This is a genomic window from Stenotrophomonas sp. 01N47 (genome assembly GCF_056399165.1).
The window spans coordinates 475,340-500,021 of sequence record NZ_JBFTQU010000001.1; the positions used below are offsets into that span (position 1 = coordinate 475,340).

Genomic DNA, 24,682 nt, shown 5'->3' on the forward strand with positions numbered 1-24,682 from the left:
GCATGGGTACCGGCCTGCTGCTGGGTGTGCTGAGCATCGTGTCGGTGCTGCTGGCGCTGGCGGTGTGGCTGTGGGGGACGGCCAGCAGCCGCAAACAGCGCCAGGCCTCGCTGCAGCATGCCGAGCAGCAGCTGGCGCGCGGCACCGGCGCTGCCGCCGCGCCGGCCGATGGAGCACGGCAGGCGCCGCTGCCTGCGCCGGGTCGCCGCGCCCTGCCCTGGAACGGGCTGCTGCAGCGTGCCGGCCTGGCACCGGGCTGGAAGCTGCCGCTGCTGATGCTGCTGCCGGGCATCGCCCTGTCCGCGTTCGCGGTGTTGCGCCTGGGCACCTTCTGGATGTTCCCGCTGACCCTGCTGCTGTACCTGCTGGGCTGCTGGCTGTGGCTGATGCGCCGTATCGGCAAGCTGCAGGCGCAGCTGCTGCACCAGCTGCCGGACTTCCTCGACAACCTGGTGCGCCTTACCGCGCTCGGCAACAGCCTGCAGGCCGCCTTCCAGGTCGCGTCGATGCAGACCAACGCGCCGCTGCGCGGCCTGCTCGACACCACCGTGCGCTATGCACGTGGCGGCATGGACCTTGACCGTGCGCTCAACCTGGCCGCACAGCCCTACCGCATGGACGTGCTGAAGGTGCTGGCGGTGGTGATGGGCGTGAGCGTGCGCATCGGCGGCCGTGCCGACCAGATCCTGCAGCGCATGGGCGACTTCATGCGTGACCTGGAACAGGCGCAGCAGGAACTGGCCGCAACCACTTCTGAAACCCGCATGTCGGCGTGGGTACTGGGCCTCCTGCCACCGGCCAGCGCAGTGCTGATGGCGATCTCCAGCCCCGAGTTCTTCCAGCCGGTGCTGCATGACCCACTGGGCCACAAGATCCTGCTGATCGCGCTGGCGCTGGAGTTGACCGGCGCCTTCCTGCTGTACCGCCTGGCCAAATCACTATGAACATCCCCGACCACGCAGGAGGCATCCAATGAGCGCCAGCATCTGGTTCGTGGCTGCCCTGCTGGTGTTGGCCGCCGGCGTGGCCCTGCTGGGGCTTGGCAGCTGGGTGCGCAGCCATCGCGAGGACCGCAGCGAGGCCACGTTGAAAACAGCGCTGCGTCCGCGCGAAAGCGAAGACGCAGCGGCTGACGCACGCAAGGACTCACTCGGCTGGCTGGAGCAGTTCGGCCGCGGACTGAGCGGCGGACGCCTGGAAGCGGCGCTGCTGGCCGGTGAGGATCGCCTGCTGCTGGACCTCGCCGGCTGGAACACTCGCCGCGGCACCGCCATCTACCTCGGCCTGCGGCTGCTGCTGGCGGTGCTGGTACTGGGTATTGCGCTGACGCTGAGTGACGCCACGGGGTTGTCGAGGATCATGGTGGTGATTGTCGCGCTGGCTGCTGGCCTGCTGCTGCCGAAGTTCGCGCTCAGTGCATGGGTCAAGCGGCGGCGACGCGCAGTGAACAATGAGCTGCCGCTGTTGATCGACCTGCTGCGCCTGCTGCAGGGCGTGGGCTACAGCATGGATCAGAGCCTGCAGACACTGGGCGACAAGCTGCGCGACGCACTGCCGGTGCTGGGTGGGGAAATCCAGGAAGCGAATGTGTCCTACACCCATGGGCGCACGCGCGCGCAGTCGCTGCGCCGGCTGAGCGATGTGTACGGCGATGACGATCTGTCCAGCCTTGTGCAGTTGATCCTGCAGGTGCACGCCCACGGCGGTGCCGTGCAGGAACCGCTGCGCCAGTTCAGCGTCCGCCTGCGCGAGCAGCGCCGCAACGCGCTGAAGGAAAAGGTCGGCAAGCTCTCGGTGAAGATGACCGTGGTGATGATGCTGACCCTGCTGCCGGCACTGATGCTGGTGCTGGCCGGACCGGCGCTGGTCGCGCTGGCCACTACCTTGTCGAAAATGGGATGACCTTCATGCCTGTCCTGCGCCCTGCCTGCCTGTTGCTTGCCCTGGTTGCCGCTGCTGCCGGCTGCAGCTCCACCACGCCGAAGTACCTGCGTGCGCCGAGCCTGGCCGAGCCGACCCCGGCCCCGCAGGACAGCCGCAACGCCTACCTGGAACTGATCCAGCGGATGCAGCAGCAGGGCGCCTGGTACGCTTCGCTGGCGCACGTGGATGCGTTCCGCCAGCGCTACGGCGATACCCCGGCACTGCGCCTGCTGCAGGCCGACGCACTGCGCCAGACCGGCCAGGTCGATGCGGCTCTGGCGCTGTACCGCGAGCTCGGCAATGGCCCGCAGGCCGCGGCCGCTGCACACGGCATGGGCCTGATCGCTGCCCTCCGCGACGACGACCAGGGCGGCGAACAGGCGCTGGCACGTGCCACCCAGTTGAGCCCGCTGAACACCGATTACCTCGGCGACCTGGGCTATGCACGGCTTCGTGCCGGCCGCTTCGAACAGGCACGCGAGCCACTGGCCAAGGCGCTGGAACTGTCGCCGGGCAATGCCAAGGCCACCGCCAATCTTGCCCTGTGGGCACTGTTGCGTGGCGACACTGCCACCGTCGAACGGCTGGCCCAACAGGCCAGCTTCAGCGAGGAGACCCGCAGCAGCGTCGAGCAGCAGGCGCAGCAGATCCGCGCGCGGCTGCAGCAACGCCAGGCCGCTGCCACTGCTGCAGCGGCGCCAGCGGCACGGCCAGTTGCTTCGGTAGCTGCCACCCCCGCCAACGCAAGCCCACGCCTGGCCGCCGAACCGCGCCGCGATGGCCGCGACCAACGCGACCCACCACGACTGCCGCCCTCGATGCTGGAACGCTTCGGCTCCACCGACCATCCCACCGGGAACACGCCATGACCTCGAAGCCGCTGATCCGCTGCCTGCTGCCGGTGCTTGCCGGCTTGTCTCTCGCTGCGGTTGTGCAGGCGCAGACGCCGCAGCAACCGTTGACCGGGCAGATGCTGGGTGGTGCCGCGCCCGCGCCGGCAGCCGCTCCCCTGCACAGCGAGCCGTTGGCTACCGTGGACGTATCGCCGCCACCAGCCGCAGCGCCCATCGCAGCCCCCGCAGCCCCTGAAACCAAGCCTGATTTCGGCGGCACGCAGTTGCAGCCCAACACCTCGCAGATCGGTGACACCACTCGCAGCCTGTTCCGCCTGCAAGCGTCCGGCGAGGTGGCCGGTGCCCGCCTGCCGATCCTCGGCGACCAGGCCACATCCAGCTACGCGCGTTACCTGAAGAGCTTCCAGTACGACATTCCGCAATTCTTCGAAACCGACGTCGCCAAGTCCGCAGGATCCTCCCGATCCGGACGCTGAGGCCCGCCATGAACCGAGCACGCCACATCAGCTTCAGTCGCCCGCGCGGCGGTATGTCGGTCACCATGATGCTGGTGATGATCGCGCTGCTGGCCATGCTCGGCCTGATCGAGATCGGCTTCCTGTTCTGGGCCAAGCGCGATGCGCAGAAGGTGGTCGATCTGGCTGCGCTGGCAGGCGCACAACGGCTGGACCTGTGCCGGCCCGACAACGCCGACAACAGCGCGGCCCGGCAGAATGCGTTCGCACAGAACACATTTCCTGGGCAGGTGCAGATTCAGTGCGGCAACTGGAATGCCACCCGCGGAACGGCTGACCACTTCAGCCCGAGCGTAGACGCAGGCAATCCACGCAACGCGGTGCGGGTCATCGCCGAACGCGGCGTACTGCCGTTCTTCGGCCAGAACAGCACGCTGCCCACGTTGCGCGTGCAGGCGGTGGCCAAGCGTTCGGAACCCACCGCCGTGTTTGCAGTGGGTTCGCAGCTGCTGCGCACCAACGGCAACTCCCCCTTGATGGCGACCCTTCGGCTGGTCGGCCTGGACGTCAACAACGCAACAATTCTGTCCTACGACGGCCTGGCACAGGCCACCGTCACCCCGTCGGGGCTGCTGGCGGCACTGGGCATCCCGGTCACCGCCGACCTCAGCGTGGCCGACTTCAACCGGCTGCTGTCGGTCAACCGCATATCACTGGCACAGCTGGTCAATGCCACTGCCACGGTGGTGGGCCGCGAGACCGCCGTCGGCGTACAGCTGCAGGCGCTGTCCAACCTGGTCGGCACGCGGCTGGACATCAACCAGCTGAACATTCTGCTGGGCAGCCAGAACGGCGGCGGCGGCCTGTTCGCGCAGGTGATCTCACCGGACGGCACCATCGGCAGCGCACTGGATTCGAGGGTCAACGTGCTGGATCTTGTCACCGCCGCGATCTCCATCGCCAACGATGGCAATGGTGTGCAGGTGCAGGGCTTGAACCTGCTGGGCATCGACGTCAAGGCCGGCGTGGTGGAGCCGCCGTCGATCGCCATCGGCGGTGTGGGCGCACGCGCGTACAACGCGCAGGTGCGGCTGATGGTGGACGTCGACAGCGACCGCTTGTTCGCGATCGGCCCGCTGCTGAACCTGCTCGGCACCCGCCTGCATCTGCCACTGCACGTGGATGTGGCCAATGCGATGGGGACACTGACCAGCATCCAGTGCGGTGCGACGCCGCCGACGGCCACCGTCCAGGTCCATTCCTCGGTACTGCGCGCCTGCGTCGGCAAGGTCAACGCGGCCGATCGCTTCTCCAAGAGCAACGTCTGTGACGCGACCCTGCAGAACGAGCAGCTGTTGAAGCTTCTGGGGCAGCCCCTGATCAACGACAAGGTCACCCTGCCGGCACTGACCAGCACGCAGAGCCTGACCCTGGCCGCAGGCCAGACCGGCTCGACCCGGATCAACCCGTTGGCTGTCGGCACCGCCGTGTCAAACCTGGTCAACGAACTGCTGCGGGTGCTGTCAGGCATGCTCAGTTCACCCAAGCAAGGCATGAGCGCCAATGACACCGCCAAGGCACTGGCCGACCGTTACCTGCAGGCGGCCTTCCCCAGCGGCGGGCGTTACAACGTGGACCAGGTGATTCCATTGCTGCGCGATGGCGATCCGTCACGCAACCTCGCACCACTGGGCAACTGGACCGTTACCAAGGGTGTACCGAAACCCTGCCCACTCGGGTTGACCACCTGCTGGGAAGATGGATCGGTCTGGGCCGGTTACCGCGCCACCGTGACTGGCCAGGGACTGGGCCTGCTCGACGGCCTGCTGGGCTCGCTGGTCGGCGGCCTGCTGATCAACCGCTGCGACAGCCTGCTGGGCAACCTGATCGACTACAACGGCTGCGTGCGTACCAACCTGGCGTCCTACATCCAGACCGCCCCGGCCGGATTCCTGGATGGGCAGAACGGCGGCGGCGTGACCACCCCCGGCAACAACGTCACCTGCAGTGGCCTGCTGTGTGCGCTGCTGAACCCGGTGTTGGCGGCGCTCAAGCCCGTACTCAACAGCGTCGGCACCCTGCTGACCAACACCCTGGCCAGCCTGCTCGGGCTGGAACTGGGCCGCACCGATGTCAGCATGCAGTCGATCCAGTGCAGCTCGGCGCAGCTGGTCTTCTGAGCCGCGCGGGCGCGGGTTGGCGGCGTCCGTGCCCATGCTAGACTCGCGGCGGGGAACCACTTTCAACTCAACCCACACTACATTCGTGGATGGTCTAGACATGCGAGAAACTTCAGGGGGCACCGTCTTCGCCCGGTATCCGCGCGGCGCAGCACTGCTGGCCGTGGCCATGATCGTGGTGGCGCCGTCGGCGCTGGCCGCACGTGGCGATCGCACTGCCACCGTCGAGCCGGCCAAGGCCGCACCGGTGGTACGCAACACCGTCGACGAACTCAAGCAGTTGATGGATGCGCAGCAGCTCACCGAGCTGCGTACCACCTACAACGGCAACTACGGCGCCAGCCTGCTGTTCAACGCCAATACCCTGACCTACTACGTGGCCCTGTTCCAGGAGAAGAACTTCTGGCGGGTGATCAAGACCGATGCCGTCGACAACGCCGAACGTGTCTACCGCACATTCGCGCAGCAGTCCGAACAGCTGGCGCAGGTCTATATCGACACCACCCGGCTGGAAGCCGGCAAGCGCTACACCGAGCGCCTGGTGGCCTACAACGAAGAACGCCTGCGTACCCTGCAGCAGGAAATGGAACAGCAGCAGGCGCAGTCGGCGCAGGTCAGCGCAGCGCTGCAGCAGGCGCAGCAGCAGGCGGTCAGCCTGAGCACCGACGTGCAGAGCACCAACAGCCAGCTCGATGCGCTGCAGCGCCGGATCCAGATCCTGCAGGCCGAACAGGGCAACCCGGAGCTGAGCCTGCCCAAGCCGGATGCAGCCGCGGCGCCGGCCGCCGCCAGCGACGGACGCTGAGGCTTACCTGGCCTGTAGACCAGAACGGCACCTTCGGGTGCCGTTTTTCGTTGTGATCAACGACAGGCCTCGCGCACCGCGTCATCCAGCTGCCTGCGCTGCAGGTAATCGAGCCTGCGCGGCTTGGCCAGCGTTTTCACCTGCTGCTGGCGCGCCCGCTCGCAGGCTTGCGGGTCGGCCGTGATCGATATCAGCGCGCCCTGCGCGCGTCCGCGCCGTGGCGTCCGCCTGGTTGCGCTGCGGGCAGGTCGTATGACTGAAGGCGCCGGCCCACGCGCCTTCGACTCCACAGCAGGCACTTCCCAGCGCCATTCCGCCCGTCCCTGGCAGGGCGTCTGCTGGTAGACCGGATGCCCGCCATCGGTGCACTTGTAGACGTTGGTCTGCGCCGCCGCGACAGCCGCCCACAGCAGTCCAGGCAACACTCCCCACCTCGGCATCTTCATGACTGGCCCTCGCGCGTCCGATGGCCATGGTTGCCATCAGCACCGACCTGCCGCCAGAGCGAGTCGCGTCAGCGCAACGAACCCGTCAATCCGCCACAGCCGTGCAATGCACACGGCACATCGTGCGCTGTACTGCCGCAGGCGCCGGCGAACCCGCAGGCGTCTTCCCTCCCTTCCGCCAAGGAACCTGCAATGAGCAATTTCGTGACCGTCAATGATGGCGCCCGCATCTTCTACAAGGACTGGGGCACCGGCCAGCCTGTCGTATTCGCCCATGGCTGGCCACTGTCGTCCGATGCCTGGGACCCGCAGATGCTGTTCATGGGCCAGAACGGCTACCGCGTGATCGCCCACGATCGCCGCAGCCATGGCCGCTCCAGCCAGACCTGGGACGGCAACAACATGGACACCTACGCCGACGACCTCGCTGCGGTTCTGGATGCGCTGGACGTGAAGGACGCGATCCTGGTCGGCCATTCCACCGGCGGTGGCGAAGTGGCCCACTACATCGGCCGCCATGGCAGCGCGCGCGTGGCCAAGGTGGTGCTGGTCGGCGCCGTGCCGCCGTTGATGCTGAAGACCGCCGGCAATCCGGCCGGCACGCCGCTGGAGGTGTTCGACGGCATCCGCAAAGGCACCGGCGGCGACCGTTCGCAGTTCTTCAAGGACCTGGCCACGCCGTTCTTCGGCGCCAATCGTGATGGCAACAGCGTCACCGAAGGCATGCGTGATTCGTTCTGGCTGCAGGGCATGCTGGGCGGCGTGAAGGGCCAGTACGACTGCATCCACGAGTTCTCGGAAGTGGACTACACCGAAGACCTGAAGAAGATCGACGTTCCGGCCCTGGTGGTGCACGGCGATGATGACCAGATCGTGCCGTTCGACGCCTCCGCCAAGCTGTCCTCGCAGATCATCAAGGACGCCGAACTGAAGGTGTATGCCGGTGCACCGCACGGCCTCACCCTTACCCATGCGGATCAGTTCAACGCCGACCTGCTGGCGTTCGCACGTAAATGACGTATCGCGGCGGCGCTCCGGCGCCGCCGCGCCTGCGGTAGTGCCGGCCGCTGGCCGGCAACCCCATCAACCTCGATCAAAGTCGCGATCAGCCGGCCAGCGGCCGGCTCTACCACGGGGCCATCAGATGTCGCTGTGGTGATGGGGCGCTGCCGCCGGCAGCGGATCATGGCCGCCGACGAAATGACGCACCACCGGGGCGCGCTCACCGCGATGCAGCGCGCGTAGCGCCTCTTGGATCGCCTTGTCGTCGGCGGTGATGCGCTCGTGCTGGCGCAAGTGCTCCAACCACGACGCCGCCACGAAATATTCAAGATGGATGCCCGGGGTCGCCACATCCTCGACCACGCCCCAGACCACGGCGCCATCGCGTCGACGGATCGTCCCCAGCGTGCGCATCTGCGCCTGGAACGCGGCACGGTCGGCGGCATCGATGCGATATTCGATGGTCACCAGCACCGGTCCACGATCATTCGACACCGGCACCGACAGCTCCGGCGCTGGCCAGTGGCCGGCAGGACTCAGGTTCAGATCCTCGGCGCCGGCAATACGCACGCGCCACACCAGCAGGCCGCCGATGACCGCGCCTGCTGCGGCCACCAGCAATGCCAGTTCCGGCGATGTGCGTTGCGCCAGGGCGCCCCAGCTCAGGCCACCCGCTGCCATGCCGGCCGAGAACACCATGATGTACAGGGCAAGCGCCCGCGCCCTCACCCAGGCCGGCACCGCGGTCTGCGCCGCAATCTGCAACGAAGACAACACGGTGATCCACGCAAAGCCATTGACCAGCATCACCGGCGGCAACACGTACCAGCTGCGGGTCAGCGCCAGACCGGCCAGGCTTGCAGCCAGCGACAGGGTGGCCAGCAGCACCAGCAGGTCGCGGTCGAGCCTGGCCCGCAGCTTCGGCAGCAGCAGTGCACCGCCCACCGCGCCAATGCCGATGCAGCCCAGCAGCACGCCGTACTGCCCCGCCCCACCGTGCATCTGCCCGCGCACCACCACCGGCAGCATCGCGTTCATCGCTGCGGCAAAGAAGAAGAAGCCGGCCGATTTGATCAGTACCGCCTGGAGGCGTCCGGCGCGGCTTGCATAGCGCAGGCCGGCCTTCAGGCCAGCACCGAATCCTTCCGGAGGCAGGCTGGATGCCTTCGGATCGCGCTTCCAGCCCCACACCACGAACAGCATTGCTGCAAAAGTGATGGCGTTGAACCCGAAGGCCCACACCGCACCAAGCTGGGCCACGATCACGCCGCCGATGGCTGGACCGATCGAACGGGCGATGTTGATGCCGATGGAATTGAGTGCCACCGCCGACGCCAGCATCGGTTGCGGCACCAGCTCGGAGACGATCGCGGCCTGCGCCGGCATCGCCATCGCCGCGCCGCAGCCCATGCAGAAGGTCAGCAGCACCAGCAGCTGCGGCGTCAGCAGGTCCATCGCCGTAAGCACCGCCGTCACTGCAGCCACCAACAGCATCCAGCCCTGGGTGAACAGCAGGTACCTGCGGCGGTCGACGATGTCGGCCAGGGTGCCGGCAGCCAGCGCCAGCAGCACGATCGGCACGGTGGTGGCCGACTGCACCAGCGCCACCATCAGTGCCGAGCCGGTGCGTTCGGCCATCACCCAGGCCCCAGCCACGTCGTTGACCCAGGTGCCGATGTTGCTGGCCAGGATCGCCAGCCAGATCGAACGGAACATGCGGATCTTCAGTGGCGACCAGGCGCCATCGGCCTGTGGGGAGTGTTGTGACGCGGATGCGTTCACCATTGCCATGCTCCAACGATTGAGGCGAACAGCGTGTCCTGGCCACCGGCCTGCTTCAGTGCAGGGCCCGCGTCGACCCAGGCCAGCTGCAGCTGCCATTGCCAGCGGTCATTGACCTGCCAGCGGGTTTCGGATTTGTATTGGGTACCGATGCGGCGTGCGCCTCCGGCACTGCCGGGCAGCGCTGCCAACGGTGCCGGCGTGGTATAGACCGCATCGGCGCGCCGCTGCTTCCAGGCCAGCTGTACACCCAGCTCGGTGGTCACCGCGTCATGCAGGCGCAGCGCCAGTGTCGGCTGCAGATCCATCAGGTTGGCCGGTGCCAACAGGCTGGCTTCGCTGAAATAGGCGGACTTGGGAAACAGCGCATTGAACGTACCGAGTCGACCATCTCGCGGATCGCCATCGCCGCTGGCGATATCGGCCTTCAGGCCCACGCGTGGTTGCAGCGGCAGCGCTACCCAGCGCCAGCCGGTATCGGTGGCGAGGGTCCATGCGCGGATATCCAGATCGCCGGTCTCTGCCCGCAGCTCACCGCCCTGCACCACCAGCTCGGTGTTCCAGTCCAGCGCACCGGACTGGCCGAACCAGCGCGCGCCCAGGGTCTGCCGCCGCTCGGCACCGCTGCCTGCGGCGAAGCGCGCGCCCTCGCGACGATAGTCCAGCAGATAGAGATCCCACTGGCTGCCGCCTGTGCCCTTCGCCGTCGTCGCATACACGCCGATCAGGTGTGCACCGCGCTCACCGCGGTCATCGAACGCACCCGGGCGGTTCTCGACCGGACGCAGCGCCATCAGGTCCAGCGCGCCCAGCCGGCCCTGCCACCCCACCCGTGCACCATCAAAGGCCAGGCGGATGTTCGGCCCGTCGCGCACCGACAGCAGGCGCGAGCTGCCATAGCCCGCTTCCTGCCGGCCCAGCTGCACGTGCATGCCTCCAGCAGTCCAGCGCCAGTACGCCTGCTGCACGTCCAGCGCGCCGCGATCGGTTCGACCTGGGCCACCGGCCTTGCCGCGCTCGGCATGCGCGCTCAGCTGCAGCTTCGCCTGCCAGTCATTGCGGGCGAAGGTGGCTGATGCCAGCGCACGCAGCAGGCCATAGCCATCCTCGCCGCCACCAACGCCGAACCGGCTCGGGTCGTAGTACATGCCACGCAGGCGCAGCGATGCATCCCACTGCAACTGGCCATCGCCAACCGCGACACAGGCGCCACCGTCGCAGGCAAGTGCCAACGACGGCAACGCCAGTGAAGCCAGGGTCAGAACGCGAAGCACGAACATCCCATCGCGCCCCAGAACGCGGTCAGGTCATCGGTTGGCGCGGCATGGCGGGCCGCATGTCCATGCCCACCATGGGTGCTGCAGGCGGCGCCGTGATGGTGATGATGGGCCGCCGCCAGGCCAGTGGCGGCGCCGCCGACGTGGTAGCCGCCGAAGCGGTTCACCGGCGACCAGTCCGGCATCGCGGGAGGCAGCTGCGGCGCCAACCCGGCGTAGTCGCCGTCGGCATGCACGATGCGGCCCCCCACCACGGTCATCAGGCTGGTGATGTCGGCGATCTGCTGCTCATCGACACGGAAGAAATCGGCCGACAACAGGATGAAGTCGGCCAGCTGGCCTGCCTTCAGCGTGCCCTTCACCGCTTCGTCGCCGGAAAACCAGGCACTGCCCTGCGTCCACAGGCGCAGGGCCTGCTCGCGCTCCAGCAGGTTCTCATCGCCGTACAGGGCCAGGCCACCAACGGTGCGCCCGGTCACCAGCCACGACAGCGCCACCCACGGGTTGTAGCTGGCCACGCGGGTAGCGTCGGTACCGGCGCCGACCGGTACGCCCTCGGCCAGCATCCGCTTCACCGGTGGCGTGTGCCGCGCCGCCTGCACGCCATAGCGCTGCACGAATGCCTCGCCCTGGTAGGCCATGCGGTGCTGCACGGCGATGCCGCCGTTCAATGCGCGGATACGCTCGATGTTGCGCGGGGTGATGGTCTCGGCGTGGTCGATGAACCAGTGCAGGCCATCGAACGGCACCTCGCGGTTGACCTGCTCGTACACGTCGAGGATGCGGCTGATGCTCTCGTCGTAGGTCGCGTGGATGCGGAACGGCCAGCGCTTTTCCACCAGCAGCTTGACCACGTCGTGCAGTTCCGGTTCCAGCTCCGGCGGCAGCTCCGGGCGCGGCTCGTTGAACAGTTCAAAGTCGGCTGCGGAGAACACCAGCATCTCGCCGGCACCATTGTGGCGCAGCAGGTCATCGCCCTGGCGCGGTTGCAGCATCTCGCTCCAGCCACGGAAATCGCTGACCTCGCTGCCCTTGTTCTGGGTGAACAGGTTGTAGGCGATGCGCACGGTCAGCTGATCATCGCGATGCAGCTGCTCGATGACCTGGTAGTCCTCGGGGTAGTTCTGGAAACCGCCTCCGGCGTCGATCACCGAGGTGATGCCCAGGCGGTTCAGCTCGCGCATGAAATGGCGGGTTGAATTGGCCTGGTACTCGACCGGCAGCTTCGGCCCCTTGGCCAGGGTCGCATACAGGATCAATGCATTCGGCTTGGCCAGCAGCAGGCCGGTCGGGTTGCCCAGCGAATCGCGCACGATCTGCCCGCCGGGCGGGTCCGGCGTTTCCTTGGTATAGCCACAGGCACGCAACGCGGCGCGATTGAGCAGCGCGCGGTCGTACAGGTGCAGCAGGAACACCGGCGTATCCGGAGCGATATCGTTCAGCTCCTGCAGGCTCGGCAGGCGCTTTTCGGTGAACTGGGTCGCGGTGAATCCACCGACCACGCGCACCCACTGCGGCGCGGGCGTGCGGTCAACCTGCGCCTTCAGCATGGCCATCGCATCGGCCAGTGAACGCAGGCCATCCCAGCGCAGTTCCAGGTTGTAGTTCAGGCCACCGCGGATCAGGTGGGTGTGGCTGTCATTGAGGCCGGGCACGATGCGCCGCCCCTGCGCGTCGACGATCGTGGCTTCGCCGCCCCAACCGCGCATGATGTCCTCGTCGCTTCCCACGGCAACGATGCGGCCGTTCTGCACGGCCAGTGCCTGCGCATGCGGCTGTTGCGGATCAAGCGTGGTGATGCGTGCGTTGCGAATGACCAGTTTGCTCATGCGACGCTCCTTGGAAGGGGATTGGATGGCCGCGGCGGTACCGCCAGCCAGGCCCAGCGCCAGCGCGGCACCGGTGGCCATCACCACATTGCGGCGGCCAGGATCGAGAGGTTCGTTGTTCACGCGATGTCTCCAGAAAGAAGCAGACCATCCACCGCCCATGCACCCGGCCCGGCCAGGGCGATGGCCAGCAGTGCCAGCGTCCACAACAACGGATACTCGGCACCACCGCTCATCCAGAACCACCCGTTGCGCAGCGCCAGCAGGGCGGTGAAGGCGATGAAGGCGGCAGCGACAAGCGCGGCGATCCGGGCCTGCCAGCCCAGCATCACAGCGCTACCGGCCACCACCTGCAGCAGCGCCAGCAGCAGTGGCAGCGGCGCCGACGACGGCAGACCGAAGCCACGCAGTTCGCCGGCAAAACCTGCCAGGCCCGGCCCGTTGAACCAGCCGAACAACTTGCCCAGCGCATGCGGCAGCAGGAATCCTCCCGCCGCCACCCGCAGGATCAACAAGGCCAGGTCGAGGCCATGGCCATCGCGCACGCTCAGTGCCCGCCTTCCTGCGCGCCGAACATGGTCTTGGCGTACTGGATGCCGACGCCATAGCCACCCGCATGGTCACGGGCGATGCCGGTGGTCAGGTCGTAGGTTTCAGCACGCGCCCAGTCGCGCTGCAGTTCCAGCAGGTACTGCACGCTGGTGATCGGCACGGCACCGGCCTGCACCATGCGGGCGATCGCACGTTCGTGCGCCTCTTCGCTCACATCGCCGCAGGCATCGGTGATCACGTAGACCTCAAACCCCTGCTCCAGCGCCGACAGCGCCGGGCCGACGATGCACACACTGGTCCACAAGCCGGCGAGCACCAGCCGACGCTTGCCGATGCGGTTCACCTCATCGATCACCGGCTGGTCTTCCCAGGTGTTCATCGACGTGCGATCGAACACCGCCTGGCCGGGGAAGATCGCCGGCAGCTCCGGGAACATCGGGCCGGAGAACGACTTCTCGGCCACCGTGGTCAGCACCACCGGCACCTTGAAACCCTTGGCGCCCTTGCTGATCAACGACACGTTGTTGCGCAGCGCGGAGATGTCGATGGTGTGGGTGGCAAATGCCATCTGCGACTGGTAGTCGATCAGTATCAGGGCGTGGTCGGCCGGTGACAGCAGTGCTTTGGCGGGGGTGGCGGTGGCGAGGCTCATAGGTGGACTCCGGTGGAGGAAACAACAGGGGGCTGGGAACGTGCCGCGCCATCGGCCAGATACTGGCCGGGACTGCAGCCGGTCTCGGCGCGGAAGCTGCGGACGAAGTGGCTCTGGTCGAAGAAGCCAAGATGCTGGGCCAGGCAGGTCATCGACTGCGCGGCCGTCGGCAGCAACTGCGTGGCGCGTTCGATGCGCCGACGGCGCACGTAACGCAGCGGACTGGCGCCGGTACCCATGCGGAACAACCGCACCAGATGGAACCGGCTTACGCAGGCAACGGCAGCCAGCTCGGTCACCCGCAGCGGCTGCGACAGGTGCTCGTCGATGTAGCGCAGCGCACGCTGCAGGGCAGCCGACTGGTGCGGTGCCAACGTGGTTGCGGACAGGGCAGGAGGCTGGACGGTAGCCATGAAGGAGCGCCGCGACGGGAGTACCCATGGTGTGCCGCCGGCTGCGATCGCCCTACCCCCGTCGGTCGAGGCCGGCGCTCACCCATTCGGGGGAGGCCGGCGCTGCAGCAGGCGGCGGCCGAACAACCGCGCATCCAGCGAATACGCACCCGGCCCCAGCATGAGCAGGGCCAACGGCAGCAGCAGCCAGGGCAGCGCCGCGCCCTGTCCGTACAACCCCGGCACCGCCAGCAGCACCGCCAGCGGGGTCAGCAGCCCAGGCAGCAGCAGGCCGATCGCCGCCAGGCACATCAGTCCCGGCACACCGGCCGGGCTTCCGCCCGCCAACAGCCCTCCTGCCACGCACAGGCGCAGCCACAGCAATCCCAGTCCGGGGCCGCGATCAGGGAACATCACATACAAGCGCTGCATCGCCGGGCTCCGTCATCCATCACGGCGTGATAGCGGACACCGAAGCGGTACGCCTACCCCGAACGGGTCACCCCGGCCTGCCCCGCACCTGCCAGAATGACCGCATGCGTGGCCGCCCCTTCCCCTTCCTGCGTCGCCTGCCGGCGCTGCTGTCGTGCCTGCTGTTGTTGACTGCCCTGCCCGTCTTCGCCGTGCAGCAACCCGCAGTGAGCGATGGCATGCCCGGCTATCAGCACACCGCCTGGCGCGTCGGCGAGGGCGCCCCGGGGGATATCTGGGATATCGTCCAGGACCGCCAGGGCATGTTGTGGCTGGCGACGGGTTCGGGCCTGTACCGCTTCGACGGCCGGCGTTTCGAGCGGCAGGCCGCACCGGCGGGCACCCGTTTTCCCTCCACCAACATGGTCACCCTCGGCCTCGATGGCGACAATGGTGGCCTGTGGATCGGCTACTTCCAGGCAGGCATCAGCCAGTTCACGCAGGAACGCCTGCGCAGCTTCGGCCGCCCGCAGGGCGTGCCGGTGGGTGTGGTCCCCCGCTTCGCGCATGACCGCAACGGCCGCCTGTGGGCTGCCGTCAATGGCGGCCTGCGCTGGTTCGATGGACGTCGCTGGCAGCAGCCGCCGGCTTCCTTCGGCCTGCCGCAGAGACGCGTGCAATGGGTGCTGCAGGACCGCCACGGCACGTTCTGGGTGCTGGCGGACCTGCAGATATGGCGTCGCCCTCCTGGCGCGGCCCGCTTCGAAGCCACCGGCATCGCGGTCTCGCAGATGGCCTCGCTGGTCGAGAGCCCGCTCGGCGAAATCTGGCTGGCCGACCGCGTGCGCGGCACGTCGCCGCTGGCCAACGCGCATGGCCTGTTGCCCGCCGAGGAACGTGAAGCACGGCGGCTGCCCGGGCTGGTCGCCTCGCGTCTGCAGTTCACGGCCGACGGGGCCCTGTGGGCCACGCTCAGCCCGCACGGTGGCGTGGCCCGGGTCACCTTCGACGGCCAGCAGGCTGTGCGCATGGAGCGCTTCGATGCCGCGCAGGGCCTTACCGCGACGTCGGCAGTGCCGGTCCTTGCCGATCGCGAAGGCAACATCTGGGTAGGCACCAACCTCGGCCTCAACCGCTTCCGTGCGCACAGCGTGCAGACCTTGTCCGTGGGCCCTACCGATCCCTACCGGTCATTGGTACGCGCCAGTGATGGCCGAGTGTATGGCTATGGCGAAGACCTGAAGCTGTTCGACCTGCGGCGTCCGCTGCTGGGCGGCAGTGCTGCGCAGCTGCAGGCCGCGGCACGACAGGCACCCACTCCGGTGTGGCAGTTCGACTGGATCAATCTGGCGCGCACCGTCAGCGGCCACACCACCCTCATACCGCTGCCGGCACCGTTCACCGGGCAGCCACTGCACGCCATGCTGTTTGCCGATGCGGACCAGGCCTGGGCCTGCGCCGGCGAGCGCGCGGTGCTGCACTACACGGACAACCGCTGGCGTCGCGAAACCCGGCTTCCCGAGCAGGCCTGTTCGTCGCTGGCGCGTACCGATGACGGTGCGCTGCTGCTGGGCTACGCCGATGGCACCCTGCGCCGCCTGCACGGCGGCACGGTCAACACCTTCGGCGCCGCCGAAGGACTGTCGGTAGGCCCGGTAACCGCGTTGCTGCAGCACAAGGATCTGCTGCTGGTCGCCGGCGAGGCCGGCCTGGCCGCGCGTTTCGGCAACGGCCGCTTCCTGCCGGTGCGCACCGACATGGCCGGCGTGCTGGAAGGCATCACCGGCATGGTCGCCGATGCGAACGGGCTGCTATGGCTCAACGGCAGCCGCGGCCTGGTGCGGCTGCAGGTTGCCACCCTGCGCAGCGCACTGCGCAACGACCAGGCGATAGCCCCCCGCCTGTTCGACGCGGTTGACGGCATGCCGGGCATCGCCCTGCAGAGCGGCCCCATCCCCACTGCGGTACTGGCTGCTGATGGCCTGCTGTGGCTTGCCACCAATCAAGGCCTGGCGTGGCTGGACACGCGGCAGTCGCACATCAACACCATGGCGCCTGGCGTGCGCATCGGTGACGTGCTGTATGGCAGTACACAGGCCCCGTTGCAGGAGGGACTGCGCCTTCCGGCCGGCACTACCCAGCTGCAGATCGACTATGTCGCGCTGTCGCTGGCGCGGCCGGAGCGCAACCGCTATCGCTACCGACTGTCCGGCGTGGACGACGCTTGGCAGGAGGCCGGCGCGAGCACGCGCGCCTATTACACCAACCTCGCACCGGGCCATTACCGCTTCGAGGTGGAAGCAGCCAACGAAGATGGCATCTGGAGCAGCACGCCAGCCAGCCGCAGCTTCCACATCGCACCGACGTTCCTGCAGACCGCCTGGTTCAAACTGTTGTGCGTCTGCGTGGTGATGGCTGCGCTGGCGCTGGCCGTGCGGGTCCGCAGCCGGCAGCTGGCGGCATTGTTCCGCGCCCGCCTGCAGGAACGCAACGGCGAGCGCGAGCGCATTGCGCGCGATCTGCACGACACCCTGCTGCAGGGCAGCCAGGGGCTCATCCTGCGCCTGCACGCCATCAGCCAGTCGGCACAGACACCAGAGCCGGTACGCACCCAGCTGGAGTCGGCGATGCTGCTGGCCGAGCGCAATCTGGCCGAAGGCCGGGAACGGGTCAACGCGCTGCGCGACGCACCGTTTGCCGGCCGCGATCTCGCCTCTGCGCTGGCCGACGTGCATGCGGAATATGCAGGCCAAGGCACCAATCCACTGCGTTTGACCATGGAAGGCACACCGCCGCCGCTGCAGGCCGAAGCCGCCGAGGAAGTGTTCCTGATCGGGCGCGAGGCCATCCGCAACGCGCTGCGGCATGCGCAGGCCAGTGCCATCGAAGTGGAACTGTCCTACGGCGCCCGCTGCTTCCTGCTGCATGTGCGCGACGATGGCGTCGGCATCGCCAATGACAACGCCGGCGGCGGACACTGGGGCATGCAGGGCATGCGCGAGCGCGCACAACGGCTGGGTGCGGAGCTGCAGTTGTGGACACGCCCCGGCCTGGGTACCGAAGTCGCGCTGTCCGTGCCGGCCCGTCGCTTGTATCACCGACGTCCACCGCGCTGGCGTTGGCCCTGGAGCAGAACCTCCCATGACTGAATCCCTTCCTCCCATCGGCGTGCTGGTGGTTGATGACCATCCGCTGTTGCGCGATGGCCTGGCCGCACTGCTCGGCGCACATGCCGACCTGCGCCTGCTCGGCGAAGCAGCCGACGGCGAGGAGGCTCTTGCCTGCTACCAGCAGCTGCGCCCGGATGTGGTGCTGATGGACCTGCAGATGCCACGCATGGATGGCGTGGAAGCGATCGTGCGGATCCGTGCGATCGATCCCCGCGCACGCATCATCGTGCTGACAACCTACCGCGGCGACGTGCGCGCCGTGCGTGCGCTGCAGGCCGGTGCCAGCGCCTACCTGCTGAAGGACATGCTGCGCCACGAACTGGTGGCCACCATCCGCACCGTGGCCAGTGGCCGCCGCGCACCGATACCGGCGGAAGTGGCGGCCAGCATCGCCGCGCACGTGGTGGAAGACCGGCTGTCGCCACGCGAAACCGAAGTGCTGCGCCACGTGGCCGGCGGCCTGTCGAACAAGCGCATCGGCGAACGCATGCAGATTTCCGAGCAGACGGTGAAGGCACACATGAAGAGCCTGATGGAAAAACTGGGCGTTGGCGACCGGACGCACGCGGTAACGCAAGCACTGCGTCGCGGAATCATCAGCCTGGATGACACCGGTCAGGAGTGAAGGTGTTTCGGCCGGGCTGCGCCCGGCACCTGCCGAATCAACGGCCGAAGCAACGGCAACTGAAACAGCAACAGCGGGTTTTCTGCGGGATGGCGGGGTGGGTCCGGTGGCAGGGGCCGCTACAAGTACGTCCATGTAAGCTCGGTCGCCGCATCCATGCGGCTCACGCCCCTGCCACCGGACCCACCCCGCCTTCGACAGATCTCCGCAATCTGTCTGGATGACATGGCCTGCTTTTGGTAGGTGTCGACCTTGGTCGACACGTAGATCCACGCCATGCGTGGATGCTCTTCGTTCAATTATCGAAATATTGGATTTTGATGGAGATTCATCCAGCTTGGGATGGATCCATCAGACACCGGAAAACTGTCGAAGGTGGGGCGGTGTCGGATTGCGGGGTGTCAGCCGCATGGATGCGGCTGCCAAGCCTACAAGGACGTACTTGCGGCGTCCCCGCCATCCGACACCGCCCCGCCCCCCACGGAATACCCGCTGTTGCTGTTGCTGTTGCTGTTGCTGTTGAGATTGAGGTTGCCGGCCAGCGGCCGGCACTACAGCAGGTGCAGGGCGCAGCCCTGCCGAACCACCCTCAACGCAGACGGATCAGCAGGCTGCCACCGGCGCAGATCGTCGCCAGCCACGCCACGCCGTGCCAACTCCACTGAGCCAGCGCCAGGCTGCCCAACGCACCGCCGCCAGCCATGCCGATGAACATGCCGGTGAACAGCAGTGCATTGAGGCGACTGCGCGCCGGCGGCACCAGGCCATAGACCAGGGTCTGGTGCGCGACCAGCGCCGACTGGAAACCGAAGTCGAACAGCAGCGCGCTGACCACCAGCAACGGCAGCAGCGCCACGGCCGGCAGCCACGAATCGACCAGCAACAGCGCAAAGCCAACCAAGGCGACGGCAATCGCCAACCGCGCGACCGCGGGGCTGCCCAACCGATCTGCAAAACGACCGGCAACCGGTGCCGCCAATGCACCCGCAGCACCGGCAATGCCGAACGCACCCGCGGCGGCACTGCCCAGGCCCAGCCGTGCGTGCAGCATCAGCGCCAGCGTCGACCAGAACGCACTGAAGCCCACCGCCAGCAGCGACTGGCTGGCCACGGCGCGGCGCAGCTGCGGCTGTTCACGCCAGAGCGCCAGCAACGAACCCAGCAGCGCCGGATAACGCAGCGTACTGGTCGCAGCGAAGTGCGGCAGTGCGCGTGCCATCACCGCCCCCATCGCCATCACCGAAAGCGCTGCGAGGCCGAACTGCACGCGCCAGCCCCAGGCTTCGGCCACCACGCCGCTGACCACGCGCGACAGCAGGATGCCCAGCAGCAGACCGGTCATCACCCTGCCCACCACCTGCCCGCGCTGCGCATCCGGTGCCAGCACCGCGGCGGCCGGCACGATGTCCTGTGCCAGCGTGGCCATCAGCCCCACCAGCAGGCTGGCAACCAGAAGCCCCGGCAACTGGCCGGCCAAGGCGGCCGCCCCCAGGGCCAACGCCAGCAGCACCGACTTCAGCAGGATCAGGTTGCGCCGGTCGAAGCGGTCGCCCAACGGAGCCAGCAGCAGGATGCCCAGCGCATAGCCCAGCTGGGTCAGGGTCGGCACCAGGCCCACGGCACGCTCGCCCGTAGCCAGATCCTGCGCGATCAGGCCCAGCATCGGCTGGCTGTAATAGAGCGAGGCCACCGAAAAGCCCGCGCCGGCGGCCATGGCCAGTACCAGTGATGGGGCGGGCGCAGCGCGTGGCGCAGAGACGACGGCTGAGAGCGAGGGAGCGGGCATGGAAGGCACCAGGGAGAGAATTGGAGCCTAGCGTGCCTACATTCGCAAGGCGTCTGTAGTAGGCTCAACAACATACTTTACATACGCCATACGCATGAACGACCTTGCATCGGGCGGCGACCGCCTGGACCTGCTGCGTACCTTCCTGCGCATCGTCGACAGCGGCAGCCTTTCGGCCGCCGCCGTGCAGCTGGGCACCACCCAGCCCACCGTCAGCCGTCGGCTTCAAGCCCTGGAACGGCAGCTGGGCCTGCGCCTGCTGCAGCGCTCTACCCACGGCCTGCTGCTGACCGAGGACGGCCAGCGCTGCCAACGCCATGCGCAGCGGGTGGTGGACGAATGGGAAGCGCTGCAGGCCGAGCTGCACGGGCAGACACAGAGGCTCAGCGGTCGCCTGCGGGTGATGGTGCCGCATGCGTTCGGCCAGGCACAGCTGCTGCCCACCATGCTCGACTTCCTGGCCCAGCATCCACAACTGAGCCTGGAGTGGATCCTCGAGGACCGCCGCCCGGACTTCATCGCCGAAGGCATCGACTGCGCGGTGCGGGTCGGCGCGGTCGATGAACCGCGCGTGGTTGCCCTGCCGCTGGCCGAAGTACCTCGCATTGTCGTGGCCGCACCGTCGCTGGCCGATGCGGAGTCGATCACCAGCCCCGAACAGGCGCAGGCATTGCCGTGGATCTCGTTGGTCACCTACTACCGCGAACGTCTGCTGCTGCACGATGCGCAGGGCCGTGCGCACACGCTGTCGATCACGCCGCGCCTGCTGAGTGACAACCTGTTCGTGGTGCAGCAGGCCGCACGTGCGGGATTGGGGGCCGCAGTGGTGTCAGCCTGGCTGGTGGCCGAGGATCTGGCCGAAGGTCGGTTGGTGCAGCTTTTAGCGGACTGGCAGGCACCACCGCTGCCGGTGCATCTGGTGTTCCCCGCTGCGCGACAGCAACCGCTGCGCCTGCGCGCCTTCATCGATGCGATGAAAACCACGCTGCCGCAGCTGCATGGCATGCGGCCGGCACCGCGCTAGGCGCTACCGGCCGCATCACTGCGAAGCGTGGTCCTGCTTCGCCACGGCATTCCATGCAGCGACCTTTGCCTTGGTGTCGGCCAGCATCTTGTCCAGCGCCGCGCGATCGTACACATCACCGCGCAGGATCACGCTGTCGATCTTTTCGGTGGCAGCGATGTCCTGCAACGGGTTGGCGGTCAGCAACACCAGATCGGCCGCCTTGCCCGTGGCGACGCCGCCATAGCGCTGCATCTGGCCGAACCAGGCCGGGCCCGAACGGGTCGCGGCCGACAGCGCCTGCGGTGCGCTCAGGCCTTCCTTCACGAACAGCTGCAGTTCCTGGTGCAGGCCGATGCCGGGGTAGTTGAACGAATTGAGGAAGCCCGCGTCGGTACCGGCGATGATCGTCACCCCTGCTTCCTGCAGCAGCGGCAGCACTGCGGCCACCTGGTGGTACTGCGCATGGCGCGCCTCGATCTGCGCAGGTGTCGCCTTGGCAGCGCGCTCCACCCGCCAGGCGTACGTCGCGCGCAGGCCCGGGCCGATATAGGCCAGATACGGATCGTTGGCATGGTCGTCCTGGTCGAGGAAGTCGAGGATACGACCGCCGTTGAGGGTCGGCGTCACGAATACGCCGCGCTTGGCGAAATCACGATAAGCATGCAGCGCGGTTTCGCGATCGAAGCTGGCGTCAAGCCGGCGGTTGGCTTCGGCGCGGTCGATGCGCCCGGCGCCGAAATCGGCGGCGATCTGCGCTTCATCCTTGCTGCCCGCCTTGAAGGCATAGTCCAGATGTTCGATCGAGGCCAGGCCTGCATCCACTGCCTGCTCCACCGTCAACGCCATCGGAATATGGCCTGAAGCCTTGAAACCCGCCTTGCGGGCGGCGCTGGCCGAGTACAGGAACAGCTCCGGGGTCAGCGTGCTGTCGGTGATCTTCACGAAGTCGACCTTGTCGTGCTGCAGGCGCTCGATCGCCTTGTCCGCGTCGGCCTTGCTGCCCACCTCGATCGTGCCCTTCCAGACCGGCTTGATGCCTTCGATCTTCGCACCGGACGTCAGCAGGCGCGGACCGAACAGCGTGCCGTTGGCGATTTCGCCGCGCCACTGCAGTACCTGCTGCGGAAGGTCACCGGAGCAGTCTCGGATGGTGGTGATGCCGTGGGCGATGTACAGCGGCAGCAACGCCTTGTTCTCTTCCACCAGCGCCGGGCCGCCGCCGAAGTGCACGTGCATGTCCCACAGGCCCGGAATCAGGTACTTGCCCTTGGCGTCGATCTGGCGGCTGGTGCTCCACTGGCTGCGCACCTGCGCATCGGGGCCGACTGCGACGATGTCCTCGCCACGGATGACAACGCTCTGCCCCGGCACGCTGCGCGCGTGTTCGACATCGACCACCGTGGCGTTGCGGATCAGCAGATCGGCGCGTTCTGCCGCAGACGCCGACAGCGGTGCAACGGCAAGAAGGATGGCAAGGGACAACGGACGGGAACGGAACATGGACAGCATCCTGGTAGGCACGGCAGCGTGCGGGTGGAAGGGGCGGTTGTCAGCGCGTCGCGCCGTGTTGGCGCAGCAGGGTTTCGATGTTGGCGTAACCGCGTTGCCGAGCATGCGCCAGCGGCGTTACGCCGTCACCATCAGCAAGCTCGGGGTTGGCACCGGCGTCAAGCAGCAGCTGCACGATCTGTACGTGGCGCGGGCCGCCATCGCCGAGCAGGATCGCCTCCAGCAGCGCCGTCCAGTGCAGGCGATTGACATGGTCAACGGCCACGCCAGCGCGCAGCAGCGTGCGCACGGTGGCGACATGGCCGCGTTCGGCAGCAGGAATCAGCGCGGTACCACCATAGCGGTTGGTGCTGCGCAGGTCTGCGCCGTGCGCGAGCGTCAGCGCCAGGATCTCATCCAGGCCGCGCGCGCCGGCATACAGGTACGCGCTGTCCTGCATCGCGTCCTTGGCATTGACGTCTGCGCCGGCCTCGATCAGTTCGCGCGCCGCGTCCACGTTGTTGCCGTGGGTGGCCAGCAACAGGGCCGTGCGACCCTGGCCGTCACGGGCCTCCAGATCGGCACCCGCGTCCAGTGCCTCGCGCACGGCCTCGACATCGCCGCGGCTGGCGGCATCACGCAATTGCGCATCGGCGTCGCCTCGGGAAGTCGCCGTGCACGCCGGGATCACCATGACCAACAGGCACAGCAACAGCATGCGACCCAATGCCGAACGATGCTGCCGGGAGCGAGGGGGATGCATCGTGACTCTCCTCATGCGCGATGGCGCCGGCCATTGCCGGCCCCTGCCCTGCATGGTAGAAGTCGGCACGGGTATCCAGAAGTGAAATGTTCAAATGCAAGACAGTGCCAAATCGAATAGAACAGTGTTCGAACTGGACCTGCTGCGGGCCCTGGTGATGGTCGCCGACTGCGGCAGCTTCACCACGGCGGCCACCCGCCTGCACTCGACCCAGTCCACGGTCAGCCAGAAGGTCCGCCGCCTGGAGGAGCTCGCCGGTCACCGCCTGCTCGAGCGCGGCCACCGCGACGTGCATCCCACCGATTCCGGTCACACCCTGCTGGGCTATGCCCGGCGCATGCTGGATCTGAACGAGGAGCTGGCCCAGGCATTGGCCGGCGCCACCGTGGAGACCGCAGTGCGCATCGGTGTGCCGGAGGACTTCGTCAACGCACAGACCACGCGCATGCTCGCCGCCTTCAGCCGCCGCCACCCGCAGGTCAAGCTGGAAATCAGCAGCGGCCTCAGCCGTGATCTGGCCCACGGCTTCGACCATGGCGAGCTGGACCTGGTGCTGGTCAAGCAGCGTCGCAACACCCGCCAGGCCGTGCACTGCCGGCGCGAACCGATGCATTGGATCGACAGCCTGCGCAGCAGCAGCCTGCAGCAGGACCCGCTGCCACTGGTCACCTTCCCGCCGCGCGGGCTGTACCGCGACGAGATGATCCAGGCCGTGGAGGCGCTGGGCCTGCGTTGGCGCATCGCGTTCACCAGTTCCTCGCTGAGCGGCATCCAGGGCGCGGTGGCCGACGGCATCGGCATCAGCCTGCTGCCACGGCGCGCGGTCAACCGCGAACACCGCATCATCGATGGGCAGCGCGACCTGCCACTTGTCGACAACTACGAGATCGGCCTGCTGCATCGCGCCGATGCCGATGATGCGGTGCGTGCGCTGGCCAGCGAGTTGTGGCGACAGGTGCAGCGCGAGCCGGAATAGTCGGCAGGGCTGCGCCCTGCACCCCATGGGTAGTGCCGGCCGCTGGCCGGCAACCTCAACAGCAACAGCAGAAGCTGGCATTCCGTGGGACGGCGGGGTGGGGCCGGTTGCGGGGGGCGCTGCAAGTACATCCCTGTAAGCTCGGTCGCCGCATCCATGCGGCTCACGCCCCCGCAACCGGACCCACCCCGCCTTCGACAGATCTCCGCGAGCTGTCGGGACGGCGCTCTGTGATGCTGTTGGGAGGTGTCGACCTTGGTCGACCAGTAGATCCACGCCATGCGTGGATGCTCTTCGATCAGATATCG

At 67.5% G+C, this 24,682-nt stretch carries 22 protein-coding genes; 11 read left to right on the forward strand and 11 right to left on the reverse strand.

Features of this window, described 5'->3' with window-relative positions; genetic code table 11:
- Window positions 1-2 precede the first annotated feature (2 nt).
- The 6 genes from AC1DKR_RS02130 to AC1DKR_RS02155 all read left to right on the forward strand — a co-directional run bounded on the left by AC1DKR_RS02130 (window position 3) and on the right by AC1DKR_RS02155 (window position 6,217).
- Window positions 3-944, forward strand: a complete 942-nt coding sequence (locus tag AC1DKR_RS02130) for a type II secretion system F family protein (protein ID WP_478030802.1) — start codon at window positions 3-5, stop codon at window positions 942-944.
- Window positions 945-972: 28 nt separating this feature from the next.
- The gene (locus AC1DKR_RS02135; RefSeq protein ID WP_478030805.1) at window positions 973-1,902 is read left to right on the forward strand and encodes a type II secretion system F family protein; all 930 of its coding nucleotides are present in this window, start codon (window positions 973-975) and stop codon (window positions 1,900-1,902) included.
- 5 nt (window positions 1,903-1,907) lie between these two features.
- A complete protein-coding gene (locus tag AC1DKR_RS02140; protein WP_478030808.1) occupies window positions 1,908-2,792 on the forward strand; it encodes a tetratricopeptide repeat protein in 885 nt (294 codons plus the stop codon).
- On the forward strand, window positions 2,789-3,253 hold the full coding sequence (locus AC1DKR_RS02145; RefSeq protein WP_312786590.1) for a DUF3613 domain-containing protein: 465 nt from the start codon (window positions 2,789-2,791) through the stop codon (window positions 3,251-3,253). The genes AC1DKR_RS02140 and AC1DKR_RS02145 overlap by 4 nt, the downstream gene beginning before the upstream one ends.
- Before the next feature lie 8 nt (window positions 3,254-3,261).
- The gene (locus tag AC1DKR_RS02150; protein WP_478030810.1) at window positions 3,262-5,412 is read left to right on the forward strand and encodes a TadG family pilus assembly protein; all 2,151 of its coding nucleotides are present in this window, start codon (window positions 3,262-3,264) and stop codon (window positions 5,410-5,412) included.
- 100 nt (window positions 5,413-5,512) lie between these two features.
- Complete coding sequence (locus AC1DKR_RS02155) at window positions 5,513-6,217, forward strand: DUF2968 domain-containing protein (protein ID WP_088100167.1); 705 nt, start codon at window positions 5,513-5,515, stop codon at window positions 6,215-6,217.
- 56 nt (window positions 6,218-6,273) lie between these two features.
- Here AC1DKR_RS02155 and AC1DKR_RS02160 read toward each other — a convergent pair whose 3' ends face one another.
- On the reverse strand, window positions 6,274-6,663 hold the full coding sequence (locus AC1DKR_RS02160; RefSeq protein WP_033831347.1) for a DUF4124 domain-containing protein: 390 nt from the start codon (window positions 6,661-6,663) through the stop codon (window positions 6,274-6,276).
- 192 nt (window positions 6,664-6,855) lie between these two features.
- On the opposite strand from AC1DKR_RS02160, the gene AC1DKR_RS02165 reads away from it, so the two are divergent.
- Entirely contained in the window at window positions 6,856-7,680 is an 825-nt protein-coding gene (locus AC1DKR_RS02165) for an alpha/beta fold hydrolase (RefSeq protein ID WP_312786587.1), read from the forward strand.
- Between the two features lie 123 nt (window positions 7,681-7,803).
- On the opposite strand, the gene AC1DKR_RS02170 is transcribed toward AC1DKR_RS02165, so the two are convergent.
- From AC1DKR_RS02170 to AC1DKR_RS02200, 7 genes are all read right to left on the reverse strand, one after another.
- Window positions 7,804-9,450, reverse strand: coding sequence for an MFS transporter (locus tag AC1DKR_RS02170; protein ID WP_478030813.1), 1,647 nt, complete (start codon window positions 9,448-9,450; stop codon window positions 7,804-7,806).
- Window positions 9,444-10,727 (reverse strand): alginate export family protein, encoded by a 1,284-nt coding sequence (locus AC1DKR_RS02175; RefSeq protein WP_478030815.1) that lies wholly within the window; start codon window positions 10,725-10,727, stop codon window positions 9,444-9,446. The genes AC1DKR_RS02170 and AC1DKR_RS02175 overlap by 7 nt, the downstream gene beginning before the upstream one ends.
- Entirely contained in the window at window positions 10,706-12,553 is a 1,848-nt protein-coding gene (locus AC1DKR_RS02180) for an amidohydrolase (protein ID WP_478031205.1), read from the reverse strand. Before AC1DKR_RS02180 ends, AC1DKR_RS02175 begins: the two co-directional genes overlap by 22 nt.
- 119 nt (window positions 12,554-12,672) lie before the next feature.
- Window positions 12,673-13,098, reverse strand: a complete 426-nt coding sequence (locus AC1DKR_RS02185; protein ID WP_478030817.1) for a DoxX family protein — start codon at window positions 13,096-13,098, stop codon at window positions 12,673-12,675.
- A 2-nt stretch (window positions 13,099-13,100) separates the two neighbouring features.
- Complete coding sequence (locus tag AC1DKR_RS02190; protein WP_033831352.1) at window positions 13,101-13,757, reverse strand: hydrolase; 657 nt, start codon at window positions 13,755-13,757, stop codon at window positions 13,101-13,103.
- On the reverse strand, window positions 13,754-14,170 hold the full coding sequence (locus AC1DKR_RS02195; protein WP_478030819.1) for a helix-turn-helix domain-containing protein: 417 nt from the start codon (window positions 14,168-14,170) through the stop codon (window positions 13,754-13,756). The genes AC1DKR_RS02190 and AC1DKR_RS02195 overlap by 4 nt, the downstream gene beginning before the upstream one ends.
- Before the next feature lie 78 nt (window positions 14,171-14,248).
- Entirely contained in the window at window positions 14,249-14,581 is a 333-nt protein-coding gene (locus AC1DKR_RS02200) for a hypothetical protein (protein ID WP_032975282.1), read from the reverse strand.
- A gap of 104 nt (window positions 14,582-14,685) precedes the next feature.
- Between AC1DKR_RS02200 and AC1DKR_RS02205 the strand changes: the two genes are divergently transcribed.
- Both AC1DKR_RS02205 and AC1DKR_RS02210 read left to right on the forward strand, forming a co-directional pair.
- Entirely contained in the window at window positions 14,686-17,709 is a 3,024-nt protein-coding gene (locus AC1DKR_RS02205) for a sensor histidine kinase (RefSeq protein ID WP_478030822.1), read from the forward strand.
- The gene (locus AC1DKR_RS02210) at window positions 17,702-18,355 is read left to right on the forward strand and encodes a response regulator (protein ID WP_025878524.1); all 654 of its coding nucleotides are present in this window, start codon (window positions 17,702-17,704) and stop codon (window positions 18,353-18,355) included. Before AC1DKR_RS02205 ends, AC1DKR_RS02210 begins: the two co-directional genes overlap by 8 nt.
- A gap of 589 nt (window positions 18,356-18,944) precedes the next feature.
- Here AC1DKR_RS02210 and AC1DKR_RS02215 read toward each other — a convergent pair.
- On the reverse strand, window positions 18,945-20,141 hold the full coding sequence (locus AC1DKR_RS02215) for an MFS transporter (RefSeq protein WP_478030825.1): 1,197 nt from the start codon (window positions 20,139-20,141) through the stop codon (window positions 18,945-18,947).
- 94 nt (window positions 20,142-20,235) lie between these two features.
- Here AC1DKR_RS02215 and AC1DKR_RS02220 point away from each other — a divergent pair, with 94 nt between their 5' ends.
- Window positions 20,236-21,165, forward strand: a complete 930-nt coding sequence (locus AC1DKR_RS02220; RefSeq protein WP_313446976.1) for a LysR family transcriptional regulator — start codon at window positions 20,236-20,238, stop codon at window positions 21,163-21,165.
- A 15-nt stretch (window positions 21,166-21,180) separates the two neighbouring features.
- Here the strand turns inward: AC1DKR_RS02220 and AC1DKR_RS02225 are convergent, their stop codons facing one another.
- Together AC1DKR_RS02225 and AC1DKR_RS02230 are read right to left on the reverse strand one after the other, a co-directional pair.
- Complete coding sequence (locus AC1DKR_RS02225) at window positions 21,181-22,647, reverse strand: amidohydrolase family protein (protein ID WP_478030827.1); 1,467 nt, start codon at window positions 22,645-22,647, stop codon at window positions 21,181-21,183.
- A gap of 49 nt (window positions 22,648-22,696) precedes the next feature.
- On the reverse strand, window positions 22,697-23,398 hold the full coding sequence (locus AC1DKR_RS02230) for an ankyrin repeat domain-containing protein (RefSeq protein ID WP_478030829.1): 702 nt from the start codon (window positions 23,396-23,398) through the stop codon (window positions 22,697-22,699).
- Between the two features lie 94 nt (window positions 23,399-23,492).
- Between AC1DKR_RS02230 and AC1DKR_RS02235 the strand changes: the two genes are divergently transcribed.
- On the forward strand, window positions 23,493-24,374 hold the full coding sequence (locus AC1DKR_RS02235; RefSeq protein WP_478030831.1) for a LysR substrate-binding domain-containing protein: 882 nt from the start codon (window positions 23,493-23,495) through the stop codon (window positions 24,372-24,374).
- Window positions 24,375-24,682 lie beyond the last annotated feature (308 nt).